The sequence below is a fragment of the Curtobacterium sp. ZW137 genome (genome assembly GCF_003762905.1).
Taxonomy (GTDB): domain Bacteria; phylum Actinomycetota; class Actinomycetes; order Actinomycetales; family Microbacteriaceae; genus Curtobacterium.
The window spans coordinates 918793-941638 of the sequence record NZ_RJKS01000001.1; the positions used below are offsets into that span (position 1 = coordinate 918793).

The following is a 22846-nucleotide window of genomic DNA, read 5'->3' on the forward strand; positions in this document are numbered from 1 at the left end:
GGTGCGCGTTCCTTCCCATGGCATCCGCGCTGGAAGGTCGAATCGGGCTCGGGCAGTCGAAAGAACCGACCCCCTACGCGCGATTCAACTCACCATGCGCGAAGTGCCCCACCACACGCCACCACACACCCGGCACGCGCCACGCGCCACCGGGCACCCGTCACCCCGCGACGAGCAGGTACCCCGCCAGGACGAACCCGCACACCGCGATCGCGATCCGCAGCGGCGTCTGCGGCACCCGTCGGGCGACGGACGGCCCGATCAGCCCACCGATCACGGCCCCCGCCCCGAGCGGCCACACCATCGCCCACACCACGGTCCCCGACACCGCGAAGAGCACCGCGGGCACGATGTCGGCCGCGAGCAGCAGCACGTTCTTGAGCGCGTTCGCCCGGTGCAGCACGGGCTCGCCGTCGAGCAGCATCACCGCGATCATCAGCACGCCGGACCCCGCCCCGAAGTACCCGTTGTAGAGCGACACGGCTGAGACGCTCGCGGCGGCGGAGCCACGGCGCATCCGCGCGGCTCCCCGGCGGCGGTCGATCCAGGGCTGCGCCAGGAGCAGCACGGACCCGGCGGCGACGAGGAACGGCACGATCCGGTCGAACACGTGCGCCGGCGTCACGAGGAGGAGCACCGCGCCGACGGCGGACACGACGACCGTCACCGGGAGCCACCGCCGCAGCGTCGCGCCGTGCCCGTCGAGGTCGCCGCGGGCCCGGAGCGCCGAACTCGCACCGCTGCCGAGCAACGCGACGGAGTTCGTCACGTTCGCGGCGAGTGCCGGCACCCCGACGGCGAGGAGCGCCGGGTACGCCACGAGCGACGTGATCCCACCGGCCGTGCCGATCACCCCGGCGACGACCCCGGCGGCGAGGAGGAACAGCGCGGTCGTCACCCTGGTCCGTCGCTCACGGCGGCGAGGAGGGGCACCACGACGTCGCTGATCGGGGTGGGGATTCCGTGGGCGCGTCCGAGCCGACGGACGACGCCGTTGCGGACGTCCCACTCGAGCGGGCGGCCGGCGTCGCGGTCGGCGAGGATCGAGGTGCCGGAGTCGGCGGGTGCGTCGACGAAGCCCGCGACGACGGCGGGCGCCACGTCGTCCCCGAGGTCCGCCCCGACGGCACGGGCGACCGCGACGCACTCGCCCGCGTAGGCGAGGGCGAGCTCGGCGACGTCCGGCCGGCCGAACACCCCGGCGCGCCGGCCCGTCAGCGCCATGAGTCCCGCGACGGCGTTCTGCACGAGCTTCCGCCACGCGACGGACGTGAAGTCGTCCGCGAGTTCGACCGAGCAGCGCGACCCGTCCAGGACGTCGCGAACGACCGCTGCGGCCGGGGTTTCCGGCAGCGTCAGCCGAGCCGGCGCGAGCAACCGCACGGCGCCGTCCGGCTCGCCGACGGCGGGGAACCAGACCACGGCGGGGACGACCTGCGCGCTCCCGGCGTACGGGGTGACGGCCGCGACCTGTTCGACGCCGTTCTGCAGCACGCAGACGACGGTGTCCGGCCCGCACAGCGCGTCGAGCCACCCGGCGGCCGCCGCCACCTGCGTCGCCTTCACCGCGAGGAACACCACATCGACCGGCCGAGCAGGAGCCGACACGGCCGGAGCAGGACCCGACACGGCCGGAGCGGGACCAACGCCGACGACCGGCCCCGGCACCACGATCCGGCGGTCGTCGACGACGAGCGTGACGTCGGCACGCGCTCGTCGCCCGTACAGCGCCGGCGTCCTGCCGACCTCGTGGAGCGCCGCCGCGACGGTCGTCCCGATCGCGCCGGGGCCCACGACGGCGACGGAACGGTTCACACCCCCATGGCTACCGCAAAACGGGCCCGCGCGCCATGGGACGATGGCACCATGACCGCCACGCTCGTCGCCAAGGGCCTCGCCGGCGGCTACGCCGCACGCACGCTGTTCGACTCCCTCGACCTGACGGTCGCACCCGGTGACGTGATCGGGGTCGTCGGCGTGAACGGCGCCGGCAAGTCGACGCTGCTCCGGCTGCTGGCGGGCGTCGACGAACCCCTCGCCGGCACGGTGTCGCTCGCCCCGACCGACGCCTTCGTCGGCTGGCTCCCCCAGGAGCACGAGCGCGTCGCCGGCGAGACGGTCGCGGCGTACCTGGCCCGGCGAACGGGCTGCGCCGCGGCCACCGCCGAGATGGACACCGCCGCTGCGGCGCTCGGGGACCCGGACGCCGGGGCCGACGCCCCCGACCGCTACTCCACCGCGCTCGACCGGTGGCTCGCCTCGGGAGCCGCGGACCTCGACGAACGCGTCCCGGTCGTCCTCGCGGACCTCGGGCTCACCGTCGACACGACGGCGCCGATGACCGCGCTCTCCGGCGGGCAGGCGGCACGGGTGGGCCTCGCGGCGCTCCTGCTCTCGCGGTTCGACATCGTGCTCCTCGACGAGCCGACGAACGACCTCGACCTCGACGGGCTCCGCCGTCTCGAGGACTTCGTGCACGGCCTCCGCGGCGGCGCCATCCTGGTCAGCCACGACCGGGAGTTCCTCGCCCGCTCGGTCACCGCGGTCCTCGAGCTGGACCTGGCACAGTCCTCGAACCGGCTCTTCGGGGGTGGCTACGACGCGTACCTCGAAGAGCGCGAGATCGCCCGGCAGCACAAGCGCGACGCGTACGACGAGTTCGCCGCGACGAAGGCCGACCTGGTGTCCCGTGCCCGCACGCAGCGGGAGTGGTCGAGCCAGGGCGTCCGGAACGCGATGAAGAAGGCACCGGACAACGACAAGATCCGCCGCAAGGCCGCGTCCGAGTCGAGCGAGAAGCAGGCGCAGAAGGTCCGGCAGATGGAATCGCGCATCGCCCGCCTCGACGAGGTGGAGGAGCCCCGCAAGGAGTGGCAGCTCGAGTTCACGATCGGCCAGGCCCCGCGCAGCTCCGCCGTCGTCGCGACCCTGTCCGACGCCACGTTCACGCAGGGCGACTTCACGCTCGGCCCGGTGACGCTGCAGGTCGACGGCGGCGACCGCATCGGCATCACCGGCCCGAACGGCGCCGGCAAGTCGACGCTCCTCCGCGCACTCCTCGGCAAGCAGGCACCGACGACGGGCACGGCGAGCACCGGGGCGAACGTCGCGATCGGCGAGATCGACCAGGCGCGCGGGCTCTTCACCGGCACCGAGCCGCTCGCCGTGCTCGTCGAGGACCTCGTCCCGGAGATGGCCACAGCCGAGGTCCGCACGCTCCTGGCGAAGTTCGGCCTCAAGGCAGACCACGTCGGCCGCGCCGCCGGCGAGCTCTCCCCCGGCGAACGCACCCGTGCCGGGCTGGCCCTGCTGCAGGCCCGCGGGGTGAACGTCCTCGTGCTCGACGAGCCGACGAACCACCTCGACCTCGCCGCGATCGAGCAGCTCGAGCAGGCGCTCGACTCTTACGACGGCACCCTCCTGCTCGTCACGCACGACCGCCGGATGCTCGAGACGGTTCGTCTGGACCGCCAGTGGCGTGTCGAGGCGGGTCACGTGACGGAACGCTGAGACCGCCGGACGGGAGGCCCGGTGCCGGCCCGCATCGAGCCTCCCGTCCGGTGGTGACGCGCGCTCACCGCCCGGGCCGGCCATCGCACGTCGGCGTCAGTGGCCGGGCGCCTCGGCGATGAACTCGTCGCGGGTGACGCCCACCAGGGCGGTCGTCGCCGTCGCGGCCGCAGCCGCGTCGCCCGCGGCCAGCGCCCGTCCGACGGCCTCGTGCCGGGCTGCGGCGGCGCCCGTCCACCGGGTGATGGTGTCGCGGGACTCGGAGGTGCGGGTGCGGAGCAGTGCCTCGACGGTGGTCGCGAAGTGCGCGAAGACGGTGTTCCCGGAGCCGGTGAGGAGCGCGCGGTGGAAGCGCACGTCGGCCTCGAGGTAGGCGGTCCCGTCCCCGGACCGTGCGGCGTCCACCATGTCGAGCGCGGCGGCGAGCACCGGGGCGGTGGCACCCGTGCCGCGGGTCGCCGCGAGGGAGGCGGCGACGGGTTCGATCCCGAGGCGGAGCTCGAGGAGCTCCCGCTGCTGCACGAAGTACCCGCTCGAGGCACCGCGCCACCGGATCACCTCCGGCGCGAGCAGCTCCCACGACGTCGGCGGGAGCACCTGGGTGCCGACGCGCTGCCGGGGCTCGACCAGGCCGAGGGACTGCAGGACGCGGAGCGCCTCGCGCACGACCGAGCGCGAGACGCCGAACTCCGCGGTGACGTCCTCGGGGCGGAGCACCGTGCCGGCGACGACCGCTCCGGCGACGATCCGCTGGCCCAGCGTCTCGAGCACCTGCGCGTGCAGGCCGCGTGGGGTCGTCATCGTTCCTCCGTGCAGTACGTCGTGCGCGTCGGTGTGACGCGATCTCCATCAGACCGGCAGACTGCGCGGACGGGAGTGTGCCGCGCGGCAGATCGCCATGTAGTCTGATTAATCAGATTATTGGGTGACGGCGTGACGCGCCAGCACCACCGAGAACCAAGGCGACGGAGCCACGCATCAGCGGCTCCAGGAAGGGGCACCGATGCCTCACCCCCTCACCGCGAGCGGCCCGGTCACCAGCACCGTGCTCGCCGCCGGGACCGAGACGGTCAAGGCCGCCGGCACCGTGCCGCAGCTCGTGATCGCAGCGCTGGCCGGCGTCGTCGTGATCATCGTGCTGATCACCTGGCTCAAGATCCACCCGTTCATCGCCCTGACGATCGGCGCGATCGGCGTCGGCATCGGTGCCGGCCTCGCCCCGGCGAAGGCGGTCGAGAGCTTCGGCACCGGATTCGGCGACACGATGACGAGCGTCGGCATCCTGGTCGGCCTCGGGTCGATGTTCGGCAAGATGCTCGTCGACTCGGGCGCTGCCGACCGGGTCGTGGACACGCTCGTCCGGAAGTCGTCGAAGGCGCTACTGCCCTGGACGATGGCGCTCATCGGGGCGCTGATCGGCCTGCCGATGTTCTTCGAGGTCGGCCTCGTGCTCCTGATCCCGATCATCGTCCTCGTCGCCAAGCGCAGCGAGGTCCCGGTCATGAAGATCGCGGTCCCGGCGCTCGTCGGCCTCTCCACGATGCACGCGTTCGTCCCGCCGCACCCCGGCCCGCTCGTCGCGATCTCGACCGTCGGGGCGAACCTCGGCACCACGCTGGCGTTCGGCATCGTGCTGGCGATCCCGGTGATCATCCTCTCCGGGCCGCTCTTCGCCACCTTCGCGGCCCGCTGGGTCCCGATCCCCGCGCCGGACCTGTTCGGGTCGCGCGGCGGCTCCGAGTCCGGTTCGGGCTCGAGCTCCGGCGGCGGCTCCGGCGCCGGCTCGGATCCCGCGCACGAAGGCCGTCAGGCCCGACGCGGACGGCCCTCGCAGGACACCGCGTCGCTGCCGAACGGCAAGAGCGACTTCACGCGGACCATCACCGAACCGCGCAGCCCGTCCTTCACGGTCGCGCTCATCGGCATCCTGCTGCCCGTCGTGCTCATGCTCGCCGCGGCCATCCGTGAAGCAACGGTCCCCGACGCCTCCGGCACCTGGGTGGGCCTCCTCGACTTCCTCGGCACGCCGATGATCGCCATCGGCCTCGCCGCGCTCTACGCGATCGTCTTCTTCGCGATCGGCGGCGGCATGGACCGGTCCGCGGTGTCGAAGTCCCTCGAGAGCGCGCTGCCGCCCGTCGCCGGGGTGCTCCTCATCGTCGGTGCCGGTGGTGGGTTCAAGCAGGTGCTCATCGACACCGGGATCGGCGGGGTGATCGCCGACGCGGTGAAGGACTCCGGCGTCTCGGTGCTCCTCGTCGCGTGGGTCGTGTCCGCGCTCGTCCGTGTCGCGACCGGCTCCGCCACCGTCGCGACCGTCACCGCCGCGGGCATCATGGCCCCGATCGCGCAGGGGCTGTCCACGCCAGAGACCTCGTTGCTCGTCCTGGCGATCGGCGCCGGCTCGGTGTTCCTGTCGCACGTCAACGACGCCGGGTTCTGGCTGGTGAAGAGCTACTTCAACATGACCGTCGGGCAGACGTTCAAGACGTGGACGGTCCTGGAGTGCCTGATCTCCGTGTTCGGGTTGCTCGGGGTCCTGCTGGCCGGGGTGTTCATCTCGTGAGCGACTCGACCGATTCCGCTGCGCGCGATGCCCGCGTCCTCGTGGTGATGGGGGTCTCCGGCTCCGGCAAGTCCACCGTCGCCGCGATGGTCGCCGAACGACTCGGGTGGGACTTCGCCGAGGGCGACTCGATGCACCCGCCGGCGAACGTCGACAAGATGCACGCCGGCATCCCCCTCGACGACGAGGACCGGTGGCCCTGGCTCGACGTGGTCTCCGGCTGGATCGACGACCACCTGGCCGACGGCTCGCACGGGGTCGTGACCTGCTCGGCGCTGAAGCGCTCGTACCGCGACGTCCTCCGGGCACCCGGGGTCGTGTTCGTGCACGTCGCAGGGGACGGGGCGCTCATCGAGGAGCGGATGTCCGCACGCACGGGGCACTACATGCCGACGTCGTTGCTGGCGTCCCAGCTCGCGATCCTCGAGCGCCCGGGGTCGGACGAGGCGCACATCACGATCGCCGCCGACCGCACCCCGTCCGAGGAGGCCACCGAGGTCATCGCCCGCCTGGCGCTGGCTCCCGCGCGCTGACCCCCGCGCGCTGACGCCGTGGGCTGACCCGGCTCGGCGCCCGCTACCGGCGGGCGCCGCGCCGCTACCGGCGGGCGCCGCGCCGCGTCCGCGGCCCGCGGAGCCGCAGTCGCATCGTCACCGTGCCGAGCCACCGGTCGTACTTGTAGCCGACCTTGCCCATCCGCCCGATCTCCTCGAAGCCGAGCCGCTGGTGCAACCGGATCGAGGCGTCGGCGGACCGGTCGGCGATGACCGCGACGACCTCGCGCACGCCGGCGGCCCGGCACTCGTCGAGCAGCGCCTCCATCAGCGCGCGTCCGAGCCCCTTGCCGCCGGACGCCGGCCCCAGGTAGATCGAGTTCTCCACGACGTGGTTCGACCGGTCGCGCGGGTTCCACGGGTCGACGAGGGCGTACCCGAGGATCTGCCCGGACGGGTTCACCGCGACGAGGAAGGGCAGCTTCCGCCGCCGGATCTCGTCGTAGCGCTGCTTCCACGCCGCGAAGGACAGCACCGACCCGTCGAACGTCACCGACGAGTTCCGCACGTAGTGCGAATGGATGTCACGGATGTCCGGCAGGTCCGACGGCTCCGCAGCGCGGATCGACCAGACGAACGCGGTCTCCGACGGGGCCGGCGCACGCAGATGGCGCGGCAGCACCCGCCGCTGGCGGTATTCCTCCTCGAGCACGCTCCGAGCCTACGGGTCCCGCCCGACGCGCGGGGCAGGGTCGCGTCCGACGCGCGGTCACGGGGCCGGCCTGGAGGCTCGTCACACCCGCGCGGGCAGCGTCCAGTCGACGGGGTCGGCACCCTGGGCGACGAGCAGCTCGTTCACCTGCGAGAAGGGACGGCTGCCGAAGAACCCGCGGGAGGCACTCAGCGGGCTCGGGTGCGCGGACGCGACGACCGGGGTGTCCCCGAGGAACGGCCGGACGGACCCGGCCTGGGCGCCCCAGAGCACCGCGACGAGCGGCTTCCCGCGGGCGACCAGTGCCCGGACGGCCTGCTCGGTGACCCGCTCCCAGCCCTTGTTCCGGTGGCTGCCGGCGTCCCCCGCGCCGACGGTGAGCACCCGGTTGAGCAGCATCACGCCGCGCGAGGACCACGGGCGGAGGTCGCCGTGCTCGGGCGGGGTCACCCCGAGGTCGTCGTGCAGCTCGCGGTAGATGTTCGCCAGGCTGCGCGGGACCGGGCGGACGCCGGGGTCGACCGCGAAGGACAGCCCGATCGGGTGCCCGGGCGTCGGGTACGGGTCCTGCCCGATCACGAGCACCCTGACCTCGTCGAAGGGGTACTCGAATGCGCGGAGCACCGATGCGCCCGCCGGCAGGTACGGACGACCGGCGGCGGTCTCCTCGCGGAGCCAGGCGCCGAGGCGGTGGACGTCGTCCTCCACCGGGGCGAGCGCGGTCGCCCAGCCGGGATCGACCAGGTCGGCGAGCGGGACGGGCTGCATCGGGGTGTCGGTGCGCTGCTACGCGCCCATGGTCCCGACGGAGACCGACTCGTCGCCGGCCACCACCCGCCACACGCTGCCGGAGCCGCGGACCTCGAGCGCGCCCTCGCCGACGACGAGCGCGGTGTCCTCGTCGATGGCGAGACCGGCGGTGACGAACTCGGCTTCCGCGCTGGCGATGAGCCGCGCGAGGGTGCCGGCCTGCACCGCGTGCACGTCGATGGTGAGGTCGACCAGGCCGAGGCCCTCGCGGAGCTCCACCTCGTCGAGACCTTCGGACGCGCCCTCCGGGCAGACCTCGACGCCGCCGACGCGCCAGCCGCCGAGGAGCGCGCGGTCGGACGCGATCATCGCGCCGGCCGAGTAGCCGAGGTAGGGCAGCCCGTCCGAGACGAGCAGCCGGATCTGGTCCACGAGCGGCGCGACGGCGTCGAGGTAGTCCGGGGTGCGGCCGCCGCCGACGACGAGCGCGTCGATGTCGCTGAGGACGGCGGTGCTGAACGGCTGGCCGGGCGCGACCTCGGTCACGAGGACCTCCGCGGCACGGGCGCCGCCGAGGGTCTCCGCGATGTCCGCGGTGGACGAGGGGCTCGAGCCGTCCGGGCCGGCGACCGAGAGGAGCCCGATGCGCGGGACGGTGCGGCCGACCGCGGCGGACCGGGCGGTCGCCTCGGCGAGGAAGGGAGCAGCGGCGTCGGACGCGGCGAGGAGTCCGCCACCGACGAGGTGGATGCTCACGACTCGGCCGTCACGGGTGCGAGGGCGCTCCAGGGGAACGTGATCCAGCCGTCGACGCGACGCCAGACGTGGTCGGGCTCGAGGACGGTGCCCGGCTTGGAGTAGAGGCACGCGCTGCGGACGTCGGCGCCGGCCTTCGCGATGATGTCCACGACGAGGGCGAGGGTGCGCCCGGAGTCGGAGACGTCGTCCACGACGAGGACGCGCTTGCCCGCCAGGCTCGGGGCGTCGAGCGCCGGTGCGAGCACGACGGGCTCTTCGAGGCGCTGCTCGACGTCGGTGTAGAACTCGACGTTGATCGAGCCGCACTCCTTGGTGCCGAGCGCGTAGGCGACGGCCCCGGCGATGATGAGTCCGCCGCGGGCGACGGCCACCACGACCTCGGGTTCGAACCCGGCGGAGAGGACGTCCTTCGCGAGGAGTCGTGCCGCGTCGCCGAACTCGAGCCAGCCCAGGACCTCTGGCCCGCTCGTCACGGTCACGACAGCGGGCGACGGGGACTCGGCGGGTTCGCTGCTGATCGGCATCCGACCACGGTACCGGCAGGGATGCCACTGCCGCGACCCGCAGTCGCCGCCCGGGCGCGTGCGGACGCGAGCCCGGGCGGTCCGGTGCCGCTCAGGACTTGGGCGACAGGTGTCCGCGCGCGAGCTTGTGCTGCGCCGACTGCGCGACCGGACGGATCGTGATGAGGTCGAGGTTCACGTGGGCGGGCAGCTCGACCGAGTGCACGATCGCCGCCGCGACGTCGTCCGCCGTGAGCGGGTCCTCGACGCCGTCGTACACCGCGGCGGCCTTGGCCTCGTCGCCGCCGAACCGCACGAGCGCGAACTCGTCGGTCTTCACCAGGCCCGGGGCGATCTCGACGACGCGGATCGGTTCGCCGTTCAGCTCGAGCCGCAGCGCGCCGACGAGCGCGTGCTCGGCGAACTTCGCGGCGTTGTACCCGCCGCCGTTCTCGTAGGCGGTGAAGCCCGCGGTGCTGGTCACCGTGACGATGTCGGCGCTCCCGGCATCGGCCGCGCGGCGGCGCAGCTGCGGGAGCAGTGCCGCGATGACGCGCTTCGTGCCGATCACGTTGACCTCGAACATCGCGCGCCAGTCGTCGACGTCGGAGTCCTCGACGCTCGCGGACCCGAAGGCGCCGCCGGCGTTGTTGACGAGCACGTCGGCTCCCCCGAGCTCTGCGACGCGCGCAGCGAGCGCCGCCACGTCCTCGGCCACCGTGATGTCGGCCACGAGGGTGTCGGCGCCGGTCTCCTCGGCGAGCGCCGCGAGTCGTTCGGCGCGTCGGGCGACGGCCAGCACGTCCCATCCGTGCGCGGTGAACAGACGGACGGTGGCCGCCCCGATCCCCGAGCTCGCTCCCGTGACGACGACGCGACGTGCCATGTGCTTCCTCCAGCGCAGGTCAGATCCGACACCGATGCGATGTCCGGACAACCGTACCGAACCGCGCACATCACGATCCGGTAACGTGACCGCCGATGACGACGGACGCTGCGCCCCCGGCACCCTCGGCCCCGGACACGAGGCTCGAACCCGGGAAGACCCCTCGCCGGATCCCGATGTGGGACACCGCGCGGTTCATCGCGGTGACGCTCGTGGTGATCGGCCACGCGATCCAGCGACAGACGACGGCGAGCGAGCACGCCCTGGCGCTGTACACGTTCATCTACGCGTTCCACATGCCGGCGTTCGGTGTGATCAGCGGGTACTTCTCGTCCGCGGACACCCCGACGGCGAAGCGGATGCGCCGGACGATCACCGACATCGTCGTGCCGTACATCATCATGCAGACGATCTGGACCGTGGTGCAGGCGCTGGTCGAGGGCGGGAAGAAGTTCAACCCGACCCAGCCGACGTGGACGCTCTGGTTCCTGCTCGCCCTCGGGATCTTCAAGCTGATCCTGCCGTACCTCGCGCAGCTGCGGTGGCCGCTGTTCTGGGCCGTCGTGTTCAGCATCGGCGTCGGGTACTTCGACAACGTCGACTCGACGCTCTCGCTGTCGCGGGCGATCAGCCTGCTGCCGTTCTTCCTGCTCGGGTGGCAGGTGAAGCAGTGGGACGTGTTCGACCGCTGGTACGAGGCGTCCCGGCGCACCGTCGTCCGGGTCCGGGTCGCTGCCGGGATCGTGTTCCTGGCGTGGGCGGTGTCCTGCGCGCTGTGGATCCCGCAGTTCAAGGAGTTCGACCTGCACCACTGGTTCTTCTACGACGACTCCTACTCCGGGCTCGGCGAGGACGCGTGGTGGGCCGGGGCAGTGCGCTTCGGGCTGATGCTCCTCGCGACGCTGCTGACGGCGTCCTTCCTGGTGTTGGTCCCCCGGCGGAACGTCTGGATCACGCAGTTCGGCGCGGCGACGATGTACGTCTACCTGCTGCACACGTTCGTGCTCTACCCGATCCGCGAGTCCGGCGTCCTGGCCGGACCGCACTCCGCGTGGCCGTTCGTGCTCCTCATGGTCGCCATCGCCTGCGCGGTGAGCCTGTTCCTGGCGCAGCCGTTCGTCCGCCGCGGCATGCACTGGCTCCTCGAGCCGAACGTGCGCTGGCTCTTCCGGCAGTGACATCCCCGCGCAGGCGTCGACATGCGTTACGTCACGAGACGGGGGCAGTGGTGCCGGACCGGCCACGTCCGTAGCGTGTGCGACGACGTGAAGGCGCGCCGTTCCTCCCGACCGGCGCCCACGGCGACCCGACGACCAGCTGCACGGACAGGAGCACGAGATGACCGAGAACGACGCCGCGCAGTGGCGGTTCGAGACCACGCAGGTCCACGCCGGCGCACAGCCGGACCCGACCACGGGTGCCCGGGCCACGCCGATCTACAAGACGACCTCGTACGTCTTCGCGAACTCGGACGAGGCGCGTGACCTCTTCGCCCTCGCCAAGCCGGGCAACATCTACTCGCGCATCATGAACCCGACGAACGACGTCCTCGAACAGCGCATCGCGGCGCTCGAGGGTGGTTCCGGTGCGCTCCTCGTCGCCTCCGGCCAGGCCGCCGAGACGTACGCCGTGCTGAACATCGCGCAGGCCGGCGACCACATCGTGTCGTCGTCGTCGATCTACGGCGGCACCTACAACCTGTTCAAGTACACGCTGGCGCGCCTCGGCATCGAGACCACCTTCGTCGAGGACCAGGACGACCCCGAGGAGTGGCGCCGCGCGGTCCGCCCGAACACGAAGCTGTTCTTCGCGGAGACCATCGGCAACCCGAAGATCAACGTCCTCGACATCACCACCGTCGCGAACATCGCGCACGAGTCCGGCGTGCCGCTCATCGTCGACAACACGATCGCGACGCCGTACCTGATCCGTCCGTTCGAGCACGGGGCCGACATCGTGGTGCACTCCGCGACGAAGTTCCTCGGTGGACACGGCACCGTCATCGGCGGCGTCATCGTCGACGGCGGCACCTTCCCGTGGTCGCAGCACCCGGAGAAGTTCCCCGAGTTCAACACGCCGGACCCCTCGTACCACGGGGCCGTCTTCGCGGAGGCGGTCGGCAACTCGCTGGCCTACATCATCAAGGCGCGCGTGCAGCTGCTCCGCGACCTCGGTGCCTCGAGCTCCCCGGACACGGCGTTCGCGCTGCTGCAGGGCATCGAGACGCTCTCGCTCCGCATCGAACGGCACGTCGCGAACGCGCAGGAGATCGCGGAGTGGCTCGACCGCCACCCCGACGTCGCCACGGTCGCGTACGCCGGGCTGCCGACCTCGCCCTGGTACGGCGCCGCCACGCGGTACGCGCCGAAGGGCGTCGGCGCGGTGCTGTCGTTCGAGCTCAAGGGCGGTGTCGACGCGGGCCGGGCGCTCGTGGACAACCTGTCGCTGTTCTCGCACCTCGCGAACATCGGCGACGTGCGCTCGCTCGTCATCCACCCGGCGTCCACGACGCACTCGCAGCTCACGCCCGAGCAGCAGCTGACGACCGGTGTCACGCCGGGGCTCGTCCGCCTGTCGGTCGGCATCGAGAACGTCGAGGACCTCAAGGCGGACCTCGAGGCCGGGCTCGCCGCAGCCCGTGCCGTCGCGCAGGAGGGCCTCCGCGCGTAGCGCGGCCCGCGCTCCCGACACGCGCTCCCGACCCGCGCTCCCGACCCGGAACGACGAGGTCGCTGTCGTACGACAGCGACCTCGTCGTTCCCTCGCGTGTGCAACTGTTGCACCCGCCGGACAGCGACGTCCCCGTCGTCGTACGACAGCGACGGTGTCGCCCCCCGCGGACGCGACGACCGCGGCGGAGCCGAGCCGAGCCTCCCGTCCGGTCCGACCACACCACCGCCGGACGCGACCGGGACGACGTAACACGGCGACCGGGCACGCCCCCGTCCGGGAGAATGGACGCACCATGGACTGGCAGACGACTCCCGAGGACTCCGTGCCGTCCACCCTGGTGCCGGGCACCGCACTCGGCACACTGGGGAAACCCCCGGTCACCGGTGCCTGGCGCCCTGGTGACCACCCCGGATCCCGGCACTTCACCGCACTCGGCGAGCAGTGGGTCCGCGGCGGCCGCCTGCCGAGCGTCCGGATCGCCTACGAGACCTGGGGCGAACTGAACGCGGCTCGGGACAACGCGATCGTGGTGTTCCACGCGCTCACCGGCGACTCCCACGTGGCGGGCGCAGCCGGCCCCGGGCACCGCACCGCCGGGTGGTGGGGCGACGTCGTCGGCCCCGGGCGCGCGATCGACACGGACCGGTGGTTCGTCGTCGCACCGAACATGCTCGGCGGGTGCCAGGGCTCGACGGGGCCGTCGTCGGTGTCCCCGGACGGCGTCGAGTGGGGCTCCCGGTTCCCGTTCGTCACCGTGCGGGACCAGATCGCCGCGCAGGCCCAGCTCGCCGACGCGCTCGGCATCGACACGTTCGCCGCGGTCGTCGGCGGCTCCATGGGCGGGATGCACGCGCTGGAGTTCGCCGCCTCGTACCCGTCGCGGGTGGCGCGGCTGGCCGTCCTGGCCAGCACGGCGCAGACCACCGCCGACCAGATCGCCGCGAACTCGCTGCAGCGCGCCGCGATCCAGATGGACCCCGGGTTCGCCGGCGGCGACTACTTCGAGGCCGACCCCGGCGACGGTCCCTCCCGCGGGCTGTCCCTCGCCCGGCGGATGGCGATGATGACGTACCGCGCGTCCGACGAGCTGAACGGGCGCTTCGACCGCTCCTGGCAGTCCGACGTGTCCCCGCTCGGCGACGACGGACGGTTCTCGGTGGAGAGCTACCTCGACTTCCACGGGAACAAGTTCACCCGGCGCTTCGACGCGTCCACCTACGTGACGCTGACGCACGCGATGGACTCGCACGACCTCGGCGCGGGGCGGGGCGGTGTCGCTGCGGCGCTCGGGCGGATCACGGCGCGGACCCTGGTCGTCGGGATCTCGAGCGACCGGCTGTTCCCGGTGGAGGACCAGCACCGCATCGCCGCGGGGATCCCGGACACGCTCGACGGTGACCGGGCCGCGGTGATCGAGAGCGAGTTCGGGCACGACGGGTTCCTCATCGAGCACGAGGCGGTCGGGGCGCACCTGCGGCGGCTGCTGGGCTGAGCCGCGCGGCGCCGGGCGCGACGCCCGCGCGGCTGCTGGCCGCCCGGCGCGGCGGCCGGCCGGCCGCCTGGACGATGTGCGCACCTGCTGGACGTGTTCCGTCCAGCTGACGCCGGTCCCCCGGTTCTGATCGCAACTGCAATAACAACTTCGTTGCCAAACCCAACTGGCGGGCGTGCCGAACACCCCCCAATGGGTGTCGCCCGTGGAATGATGGCCGGACCAGCCGCGCCGACGCGCACCGCCGCCGCACAGCACCGCACCGCAGCGCACCGCCGCCGCACCGCACCGCAACGCACCGCCGCCCGGCCGATCGCACCACCGACGAGAACAGAACCGATCAGGACCCCGATGGAACCCCTCGCACAGGAACGTGACCGACTCCTCCGGTCGACGACCCGTGTGGTCGGGATCATCTGCACGCTCGTCAGCCTGGTCAGCATCCTGTGCTCCCTCGCCGTCCCCGCCGGACCGCTCGCCGCCGGCGTCGCCTGCATCGTCGTGATGGTCGCCGCCCTCGTCGTCTTCGGCTGGAACGGCGCCGTGTGGTGGACCGCGCTGACGCTCGTCTCCGGGCTCGGAGCGCTCTTCCTCCTGACCACCGGTGCCGACGCCGACGCCCGCCCGGTCGTGGCCAGCGCACTCGTCCCCCTCGCCGCCGGCGGCCTCTCCTCGCTGCTGATGGCGCAGCGCGGACACCTGGTCGGCCTCGGTCTGACGGTCCTCGGCGGTGTCGCGTCGCTCGCGATCATGGTCAACGCCACCGGCGGTGTCCTCACCTCCCCGGTCGGCGGCGCGGCCCTCGGCTGGGTGCTCACCGCGGTCGTCGCGTTCTGGATCTCCCGGAGCATCCCCCGGGTCGCCCGCCGCATCTACAGCATCGGCACGGCACACCGCGCGGAGCGGCAGGCCAGCGAGACCGAGGCGCAGCGCCGCCAGGGCGCACGCCTCCTGCACGACACGGTCCTCGCCACGCTCACACTCCTCGCACACTCGGGCGTCGGCGTCTCCGAGCAGGCCATGCGCGAGCAGGCGGCGGAGGACGCCAGACTCCTCCGGCACCTCCGGCTCGGCGCGACGCCGCAGCCGCAGCAGTCCGGCGACTACTCCCTCACCCGCACCGAGGAGTCCCCGCTCGGGCAGACCCTCGAGTCGGTCAAGCAGCGCTTCGGCCGGATGGGGCTCGAGGTCAGCTGGCACGGCACCGGCCAGGTACTCCTCCCCACGAACGTCCTCGACGCGTTCCTGCTCGCCCTCGCGGAGTGCCTGGAGAACGTCCGCCGGCACGCCGGCGTCGCCGAGGCGCACGTCACGATCGTGCACGACAACGACATGGTCCGCGCGATGGTCACCGACTCCGGCGTCGGCTTCGAGATCGGCGCGATCGACGAAGAACGGCTCGGGTTCAAGGAGAGCGTCGTGAACCGCCTCCGCGAAGTCGGCGGCGACGCCCGCCTCTTCTCCGCGCCGGGTTCCGGCACCACCGTCGTCCTGGAGGCGCCCCGATGAGCCGCATCCCCGAGGACACCATCGGTCGCGGTCTCCCCGGTGAGAGCGCGCAGCCCGCTCCGCGGACCCGACGGGAGGCCCGTGAGCGCTATCGGGGCACCGAACGTCGGCAGGCGCGCGGCCTCCCCTCCACCTCGACCGGGGCACGATCGCTGCGGCAGGCGGCGAAGCCAGGAGCCTCGCTCGGTGCGGGACACCTCGGTCTCGGCGCCGCGGTGCTCACCGCGGTCGAGGCCGTCGCAGGCATCGCGGTCTTCCTCGCCCACTGGAACGGCTACACCGATCCGTGGCTGCCGGCCGCCGCGTGGATGCTGTTCATCGTGGCCGCCGTCGGGGTCGGCCTCAGCGTCATGACCTACGGCGAACGCCTGACCGGGCTGGCCTTCGCGCTGATCTGCGTGGTGCTCGGCTGCGTCGTCACCCTCGACTTCATCGGCGTCTGGCCGGAGCACGACCTCGCCCACACCGCGAGCGCCTCGGTGGCCGCCGGCTTCGCGCTCCTGCCCGTGGCGACGCTCCGCCCCGCGCGGGAGGTCGCTGCAGCCATCACCGTCCTCGGCCTGGCGTTCGTCGGGATGTCGATCGCGTCGACCCCGATCACCTCGGAGACGATCCCCGGGCTGCTGTCGATGCTCGCGCTCGTGATCGTCCCGCCCTCTGTGGCGATCTTCGTCACCCACCGCTTCCGGCAGCTCGTCCAGCGGGAGCTCGACCGGGTGCTCGTGCAGTCGAACGTCACCGCGCCGCAGTTCGCGGTCGGGATGCTCGCCTCGGACGAACTCGCCCGACTCGACCTCGCCGCGGAGAAGCTCCTCGACGCGGTCGCCAACGGCACGGACCCGCTCCCCCTGTCCGACGCATCGTCCTCGGTCGCCGCGTCGCTGGCCACGGAGCTCCGCCTGCACCTCATCGAGGGCCGCCGCGAGACCTGGCTCTACCACGCGATCACGGAGTCCGACCACCTCGGCCGTGCGGTCAGCGTCGCCGATCCGAGTTCCCTCGCCGGGCACCTCACGCCCGCGCAGCGCGACGGCCTGCTGCAGGCGCTCTGGCAGATGGTCGGCGACGGACGCGGTCTGCAGCCCGGCGTCCCGATGGTCTCCGTGACGCTCGGCCCCGTCGGCACCGCCGGACACCCGGTCTCCGACGACACGATGGACGTCCCGATCGTCATCGAGTCGCGCGGGGTCACCCGGCGCCGGCTCGGTCCGACGGCGTGGAGCGGCCTGGCGCGCATCGGCCCGTACACCGACACGATGCGGGACGGCGCGCTGCACATCGTCGCGCACTGCGTCGTCGACCGGCACCCCACGATGTGACGGGTTGCCGGACACCCTGACCAGCCTGTCCTCGCCGAGTGGGCCCGCCACCTAGGCTCGGCCACGCAGACCACGAGAAAGGACGCCAGCATGGCGACTCCAGAGGAACCGATCCGACTCGCCCTCGTCGACGACCACAAGATGCTCCTCGGCGCGCTCACCGAGTGGATCCGCGGCGCCGCCGACGACATCACGCTCGTCGCCGCCGTGACGACCTGGCCGGAGCTCCTCACGAGCCCCGCGTTCCCGGTCGACGTGGTGCTCCTCGACCTCGACCTCAAGGACTCGATCCCGGTCTCGTTGAAGATCTCGACGCTCAAGACGGCCGGCGTGAAGACCGTCGTGATGAGCACCTACTCGGAGCCGAACGTCGTGCGCGAAGCCCTCGGCTCCGGCGCGCTCGGCTACCTCGTGAAGAGCGAGGACGCCGAGATGATCGTCGAGGCGATCCGCTCCGCACAGCGCGGCGAGCAGTACGTCTCCGCAGAACTCGACCTGGCGATCAACAGCGGCGACGTCGGCGGCGTGCCGAAGCTCAGCGCGCAGGAGCGCCGGGTGATGGCGCTCTACGGCGGTGGCGAGCCGGTGAAGAGCGTGGCGTACCAGCTCGGCATCTCCGAGGAGACCGCGAAGAGCTACCTCAAGCGCATCCGCGAGAAGTACCGCGTGGCCGGCTTCGACGTCGGCACGAAGGTGGCGCTCCGGAAGCGGGCGATCACCGACGGCATCATCGTGCAGGACGGCAGCCCGCACGGGCTGTAGTCGCGCGCTCGGTGCGGCGCGGGGCCCGGGCGCCGGGATGCCCGCGCTCCGGGCTTCGCACCACGGAACGGACACAGCACCACGGGATCCCGTGGTGCTGTGTCCGTTTCCCGGTGCGGTGCCGCGCGGTGCGACGCTGGTGCGTGCCTGGCACTGCGGCGTGACCCCACTGGTCACGACACACCGCTCACGTCTGCCGAGCACGGTGCGTCGTGACCGCCCGTCGAGCGAGCTGCGCCGACCGAGATCGAGCACGCTCACGGAGCGGGACAGCGCATCGGGCGGCGCGAAGCGGGGTCAGACGATCGGGATCGGGGACGTGATCGGGCCGGTCGTGGGGTGCGGGGACGACACGCGCGCACGGCGGGTCGAACGGCGCTCGACGCCGTAGCTGATCGCGGTCATGCCGACGCCGAGCAGCGCCAGCACGATGCCGAGCCACCCCGGTGCGACGAAGCCGAACCCGGCGGCGATGACCGCGCCACCGAGCGCTGCGCCGAGCGAGTTCCCGATGTTGAACGCCGAGTGGTTGAGCGCTGCCGCGATGGTCCGTGCGTCGCCGGCGACGTCCATCAGCCGGGACTGCACCGCGGGCGGGATCGCGGACGAGGTCGCACCGAGCAGGAACGCCCCGACGAAGATGCCGACCGTGAACTGCGCGGTCAGCACGGTCACGAGCAACGCCCCGATGAGCGCGAACATCCCGAAGTAGATGGTGCGCTTCACGCTGTGGTCCGCCAGGTGCCCGCCGAGGACACCGCCGACGACCATGCCGAGCCCGACGACGACGAGGACGAGCGGCACCGCGCCCTCCGACAACCCGGTGACGTTCTGCACGAGCGGCGAGATGTACGAGTAGACGGCGAAGAACCCGCCGAACCCGACGGCGCCGAGGCCCATCACGAGCCACACCTGCGGGACGCGGAAGGCCCGGAGCTCGCGGCCGATGGACGCCGACTCGTCACGGGCGCTCCGCGGCACGAACGCCGCGACGGCGAGGAAGGTGGCCGCGAACAGCACCGAGACGACGCCGTACGCCACACGCCAGCCGGCGTTCTGCCCGATCCAGGTGATCGCGGGAACACCCACGACGTTCGCGATCGACAGGCCGAGCAGCACCATCGCGATGCCCTTGCCGCGCTTGCCAGGACCCATGATGTCGCCGGCCACGATCGACGCGATCCCGAAGTACGCACCGTGGGGCAGCCCGGCGACGAAGCGCGCGACCAGGACGAGCCCGAACGACGGCAGGATCGCGCTGGCGATCGTTGCGACCACGAAGCCGATGAGCAGCACGAGCAGGAGGCCCTTGCGCGGGAACTTCGCCGACATCGCGGCGATGGTCGGCGCGCCGACGACGACCCCGAGGGCGTAGGCGCTCACCAGCCAGCCAGCGTGCGCGACCCCGGCGTCCGGGTCGGCGGCGTACTGCGTCGGCAGGAGTGCTGCGGCGATGTTCGGCAACAGCCCCATTGCCACGAACTCCGTGGAACCGATGGCGAAGCCACCGAGGGCGAGCGCGATGAGCGCGAGTGCGCGGCGCGCGGGCGTGAGTTGTGACATGGTGCCTGGTCTTCGAACGGGAGGGCGGGTCTGGACCCAGCCGTGGCTGGAGGTGCGGCGTGCTGCGGGGCCGCGCCGGGCCTCCAGGCTGGGGACCGCGTCATCGCGACCGGCGTGCAGCCGGTCCGCTCGACGGTGAACGGAAGCAACCGGCCGGAGCCGGTCGGGGACCAGCCGGAGCCGGTCGGGGCCAGACCGCGGCAACGGTCCGGTCGGATCAGTGTAGACCGCTCCAAACACCCACGGAAGACACCGACACGAAACGATTCGAGCGGGCGTCCTGCAGGTCAGGCCGCGCGGCGCTCCAGTTCGCGCTCGACGACGGTCGGGGCCGTTGCGTCGTCACGGTGCACGCACCCCGCTCCGCACTCGACGCAGGTCGCCCAGGCGTGCTCGCCGTGCGCGTCGGTGTCGATGACGACCGTCCGCGCATCGCAGTCCTCGCACCAACCGTCGTGCATCGTCAGGTCCGCCATGATCGCGATCTCCTCGTCGTCATCGGGCCACCGGGTGCGGCTCGATGAACCCCATGAGACACCCGACCACCGACATCCGCGGGAGGCCTCCGGCGTGTCGGCGACCCGCCGGAGGACACCCCCGATTCACACCGCGAGCGACGCGTTCTCCTGCTGGACGGTCGCCAGGAAGGCGTTCACCTCGGCGGGCAGGTGGTCGGCCGGCTGCCACGGTGTCGGGACCTGGAGGCGGATGAGCTGCCCGGCGGTCGGGCGGGTCGTGGCGCCGCTCCGGACGAGCTGCTCGAGCCGGTCGGCGTACCCCTGGAAGGACTCGGACTCGTGCCAGCCGTACCAGGCGCCGGTGGTCAGCAGCGGGTCGAAGCCCCACCGCTCGGTGCGCGCCGCCGACTCGTCCGCGAGTCGACGGTCGTTCCGCGCGGCGCGCATCCGGACACGACGCAGCACCGTGAAGAGGACGCCGAGGCCGGCGAGGAGCACGAGCCACACGATCGGGCCGACGAACGGGTTCCCGGGCCTGATCGCCTCGCACTCGGCACGCGTGAGGATCTCGCTGACGTTCCCGAGGCAGTCCTGGTACGCCTGCTGCCCGTTCGAGAACGCCGACGTCAGCGCCGCCAGCCCGAGTCCGACGAGCGGGAACACGAGCAGGACGAACGCGACGATCGACAGCACCTTGAGCGGCGTCTGGCGGAGCCTCGCGGGCTGCCCCGCGACACGACGCTGTTCGTCGACCGGGGTCGCCGCACGGGCGCGCCCGATGGCACCGGCCCACGCGGACTGCCACGACCGGTCCCGGTCACGGAGGAACGGGATGAGTGCGGCCGCGCGCTGCTGCCAGTCCACGAAGGCCGCACCTTCGGGCGTCTGCCGCCACATCGAGAACTCGTGACGGGCGGTCTGCTCCGCCATGGCCTGCTGCAGCGCGTTCTGCTCCTGCTGGAGCGCGATCTGCTCCTGGGCACTCCGTGCGGCCTTCGCCGCGTTGAGCGCGGTGAGCCCGTTGAACACCATGCTCGCCCCGCTGGCGAACTCGATGCTCTTGAGTGACTTCGCGGACGCTGCCTGGTCGGCCCGGATGGCCCCCATGTCCTTGCTGAACTCGTAGTTGCCGTACGGCATGTGGTGCTCCCCCTGATGACGCCACGGATGTGGACGTCCTCACGCTAGGAGAGCATCTCTCACGCAGCCAACTCCCAGTCGACCCCAGATCGGGGCACAGGGTCCCGGGCGTGCACGCCGGGAGACTCAGGCGTCGAGCGCCGCTTCGAGCCGCTCGATCTTGCCGTCCAGCTCACCGGTGTGTCCGGGCCGGATGTCGGCCTTGAGCACGAGCGAGACGCGGGTCCCGAAGGGCAGGACGGCGTCGGTCGCGGCCTTCACCACGGCCATGCACTCGTCCCACGAACCCTCGATCTCGGTGAACATCGAGGAGGTGCGGTTCGGCAGCCCGGACTCCCGCACGACCCGCACTGCGGCGGCGACCGCATCGTGGACGGAGCCGTCGGAGGACGCGGACGGGCCGCCGGACGGAGCGATGGAGAACGCGACGATCATGCGTCCATCCTGCCCTCGGCGACCGTCGGCCGCCCGTCCGTGTCGCGGGATCGCTTCGCGAGGAGCCCCAGCCGCACCACGAGCACCACCGCCCAGACCAGGATCACGACCTCGAGCACGTTCCGCACGGTGAGCACCACGAGGATCCACGGCTGCACGGTGAGCACCTGGTCGTAGTACGCGGGATAGATCAGCTGCGTCAGGAACGCCATCGGCAGCGCGAGCACGGCCACGGTCAGGAAGCGACGCGCACTCCCCCGCCCGGCGACGAGCCCCCACACGATCGGCACCGCGAACCACCCGATGTACTGCGGCGACCCCACCTTGTTCGTGGCGACCAGCGCCGCGACGAGCAGCAGCGCGAGCGCCGGAGCGACCTCGGCGCGCTTGGCGCCGCGCGCGACCGCCCAGACCGCCAGCCCGAACCCGGCCAGCACGACGAGCGCCATCAGCGGCGTCGACACGGCCGCGGCGAGGTGGGTCCCCGTGCCGGACACCTCGAACGTCAGGATCTCGGTGTCGTAGAACACCGCGGCGCCGGGCACGTGCGCGGCGGCCACCCACATGAACGGCGTCGCGAGGGGCGCCTCGATCTGGAGCGCACGGCCGGACTGCTGCCCGACGAACGAGAGCAGGTGTGCGGCGCCGCCGAACAGCACGTCGACGAGCACGACGAGTGCGGTGACGGTGAGCGCACCCGTGAGCACACCCCGCCGGTGTCCGCGCCGCAGGACGAGGAGCACCCCGACGAGCGCGGCCGGCCACACCTTGATCCACGCCGCGACGGTGAACACGGCCGAGGCGACGGCGGGACGGGAGGCGACGTACGCCACACCGACGAGCGCCACGGCGGTCGCGACGGTGTCGATCCGCCCGAGGCCGATCGGGCCGAGCGCCAGCAGGAACACCAGCCACCACCAGACGACGCGGACGCCGAGCGCGCGGAACCGCCAGAGGAACCAGCAGGCGACAGCGTCGAGCAGGACCATGAGCAGGAGCCAGCCGGTGCCGATGGCCGCGACCCCGCCGAGTGCCGCCGCGGCCATCGGCACGATCGCGACGATCGGGTAGACCCAGTCCGAGTCGATCCCGACCCAGGAGTGCGCGTGCAGCCCGGTCTCGATCCAGCGCCGGTAGGTGATCGTCACGTCACCCAGCGGGAGGTTCGCCGTCACCGACGTCAGCCACCACAGCACCGCGTGCACGATCACGAACGCCACGGCGAAGCAGACGACCTCGAACCAGCGCGACTTCAGCACCGGATGAGCGTAGCGAGCACCGGATGAGCGGAGCGGCGACACCCAGCACTTCCCGA

The 22846-nt window shown here is 72.3% G+C and carries 22 protein-coding genes; 9 read left to right on the forward strand and 13 right to left on the reverse strand.

Annotation, left to right across the window (positions count from 1 at the left end):
• Positions 1–160 precede the first annotated feature (160 nt).
• Complete coding sequence (locus EDF55_RS04300; RefSeq protein WP_123653644.1) at positions 161–898, reverse strand: sulfite exporter TauE/SafE family protein; 738 nt, start codon at positions 896–898, stop codon at positions 161–163.
• Complete coding sequence (locus EDF55_RS04305; protein ID WP_123653645.1) at positions 895–1815, reverse strand: oxidoreductase; 921 nt, start codon at positions 1813–1815, stop codon at positions 895–897. The genes EDF55_RS04300 and EDF55_RS04305 overlap by 4 nt, the downstream gene beginning before the upstream one ends.
• A 51-nt stretch (positions 1816–1866) precedes the next feature.
• Here EDF55_RS04305 and EDF55_RS04310 point away from each other — a divergent pair, with 51 nt between their 5' ends.
• On the forward strand, positions 1867–3510 hold the full coding sequence (locus tag EDF55_RS04310) for an ABC-F family ATP-binding cassette domain-containing protein (RefSeq protein ID WP_123653646.1): 1644 nt from the start codon (positions 1867–1869) through the stop codon (positions 3508–3510).
• Between the two features lie 96 nt (positions 3511–3606).
• On the opposite strand, the gene EDF55_RS04315 is transcribed toward EDF55_RS04310, so the two are convergent.
• Positions 3607–4311 carry a FadR/GntR family transcriptional regulator gene (locus tag EDF55_RS04315; RefSeq protein WP_123653647.1) on the reverse strand — a complete coding sequence of 235 codons (705 nt, stop codon included), beginning with the start codon at positions 4309–4311 and terminating at the stop codon, positions 3607–3609.
• A 202-nt stretch (positions 4312–4513) separates the two neighbouring features.
• Between EDF55_RS04315 and EDF55_RS04320 the strand changes: the two genes are divergently transcribed.
• Both EDF55_RS04320 and EDF55_RS04325 read left to right on the forward strand, forming a co-directional pair.
• Positions 4514–6076 carry a GntP family permease gene (locus EDF55_RS04320; RefSeq protein ID WP_123653648.1) on the forward strand — a complete coding sequence of 521 codons (1563 nt, stop codon included), beginning with the start codon at positions 4514–4516 and terminating at the stop codon, positions 6074–6076.
• A complete protein-coding gene (locus tag EDF55_RS04325; RefSeq protein WP_311317142.1) occupies positions 6073–6609 on the forward strand; it encodes a gluconokinase in 537 nt (178 codons plus the stop codon). Before EDF55_RS04320 ends, EDF55_RS04325 begins: the two co-directional genes overlap by 4 nt.
• Before the next feature lie 64 nt (positions 6610–6673).
• Here EDF55_RS04325 and EDF55_RS04330 read toward each other — a convergent pair whose 3' ends face one another.
• From EDF55_RS04330 to EDF55_RS04350, 5 genes are all read right to left on the reverse strand, one after another.
• Positions 6674–7282 carry a GNAT family N-acetyltransferase gene (locus tag EDF55_RS04330; protein WP_123653649.1) on the reverse strand — a complete coding sequence of 203 codons (609 nt, stop codon included), beginning with the start codon at positions 7280–7282 and terminating at the stop codon, positions 6674–6676.
• A gap of 81 nt (positions 7283–7363) precedes the next feature.
• Positions 7364–8050, reverse strand: coding sequence for a uracil-DNA glycosylase (locus EDF55_RS04335; RefSeq protein ID WP_123653650.1), 687 nt, complete (start codon positions 8048–8050; stop codon positions 7364–7366).
• A gap of 18 nt (positions 8051–8068) precedes the next feature.
• Positions 8069–8788, reverse strand: coding sequence for a Type 1 glutamine amidotransferase-like domain-containing protein (locus EDF55_RS04340; protein ID WP_123653651.1), 720 nt, complete (start codon positions 8786–8788; stop codon positions 8069–8071).
• Positions 8785–9315, reverse strand: coding sequence for a phosphoribosyltransferase (locus EDF55_RS04345; RefSeq protein WP_185017108.1), 531 nt, complete (start codon positions 9313–9315; stop codon positions 8785–8787). The genes EDF55_RS04340 and EDF55_RS04345 overlap by 4 nt, the downstream gene beginning before the upstream one ends.
• Before the next feature lie 91 nt (positions 9316–9406).
• Positions 9407–10180, reverse strand: coding sequence for an SDR family oxidoreductase (locus EDF55_RS04350; RefSeq protein WP_123653652.1), 774 nt, complete (start codon positions 10178–10180; stop codon positions 9407–9409).
• A 95-nt stretch (positions 10181–10275) separates the two neighbouring features.
• Between EDF55_RS04350 and EDF55_RS04355 the strand changes: the two genes are divergently transcribed.
• The 6 genes from EDF55_RS04355 to EDF55_RS04380 all read left to right on the forward strand — a co-directional run bounded on the left by EDF55_RS04355 (position 10276) and on the right by EDF55_RS04380 (position 17935).
• The gene (locus EDF55_RS04355; RefSeq protein ID WP_123653653.1) at positions 10276–11358 is read left to right on the forward strand and encodes an acyltransferase family protein; all 1083 of its coding nucleotides are present in this window, start codon (positions 10276–10278) and stop codon (positions 11356–11358) included.
• Between the two features lie 160 nt (positions 11359–11518).
• Positions 11519–12850: a bifunctional o-acetylhomoserine/o-acetylserine sulfhydrylase gene (locus tag EDF55_RS04360; RefSeq protein ID WP_123653654.1), complete on the forward strand. Its 1332-nt coding sequence runs from the start codon at positions 11519–11521 to the stop codon at positions 12848–12850.
• A gap of 295 nt (positions 12851–13145) precedes the next feature.
• Positions 13146–14345, forward strand: coding sequence for a homoserine O-acetyltransferase (locus EDF55_RS04365; RefSeq protein ID WP_123653655.1), 1200 nt, complete (start codon positions 13146–13148; stop codon positions 14343–14345).
• Between the two features lie 351 nt (positions 14346–14696).
• Positions 14697–15854, forward strand: coding sequence for a sensor histidine kinase (locus EDF55_RS04370; RefSeq protein WP_123653656.1), 1158 nt, complete (start codon positions 14697–14699; stop codon positions 15852–15854).
• Positions 15851–17173 (forward strand): hypothetical protein, encoded by a 1323-nt coding sequence (locus EDF55_RS04375; protein WP_123653657.1) that lies wholly within the window; start codon positions 15851–15853, stop codon positions 17171–17173. The genes EDF55_RS04370 and EDF55_RS04375 overlap by 4 nt, the downstream gene beginning before the upstream one ends.
• Before the next feature lie 90 nt (positions 17174–17263).
• Complete coding sequence (locus tag EDF55_RS04380; RefSeq protein WP_123653658.1) at positions 17264–17935, forward strand: response regulator transcription factor; 672 nt, start codon at positions 17264–17266, stop codon at positions 17933–17935.
• Positions 17936–18232: 297 nt separating this feature from the next.
• Here the strand turns inward: EDF55_RS04380 and EDF55_RS04385 are convergent, their stop codons facing one another.
• The 5 genes from EDF55_RS04385 to EDF55_RS04405 all read right to left on the reverse strand — a co-directional run bounded on the left by EDF55_RS04385 (position 18233) and on the right by EDF55_RS04405 (position 22790).
• Positions 18233–19498 carry an MFS transporter gene (locus EDF55_RS04385; RefSeq protein ID WP_123653659.1) on the reverse strand — a complete coding sequence of 422 codons (1266 nt, stop codon included), beginning with the start codon at positions 19496–19498 and terminating at the stop codon, positions 18233–18235.
• 287 nt (positions 19499–19785) lie between these two features.
• On the reverse strand, positions 19786–19974 hold the full coding sequence (locus tag EDF55_RS04390; protein WP_123653660.1) for a hypothetical protein: 189 nt from the start codon (positions 19972–19974) through the stop codon (positions 19786–19788).
• Positions 19975–20100: 126 nt separating this feature from the next.
• A complete protein-coding gene (locus EDF55_RS04395; RefSeq protein ID WP_123653661.1) occupies positions 20101–21096 on the reverse strand; it encodes a hypothetical protein in 996 nt (331 codons plus the stop codon).
• Positions 21097–21222: 126 nt separating this feature from the next.
• Positions 21223–21531, reverse strand: a complete 309-nt coding sequence (locus EDF55_RS04400; protein WP_123653662.1) for a thiamine-binding protein — start codon at positions 21529–21531, stop codon at positions 21223–21225.
• Positions 21528–22790 carry a glycosyltransferase 87 family protein gene (locus EDF55_RS04405; RefSeq protein WP_123653663.1) on the reverse strand — a complete coding sequence of 421 codons (1263 nt, stop codon included), beginning with the start codon at positions 22788–22790 and terminating at the stop codon, positions 21528–21530. The genes EDF55_RS04400 and EDF55_RS04405 overlap by 4 nt, the downstream gene beginning before the upstream one ends.
• Between the last annotated feature and the right edge of the window lie 56 nt (positions 22791–22846).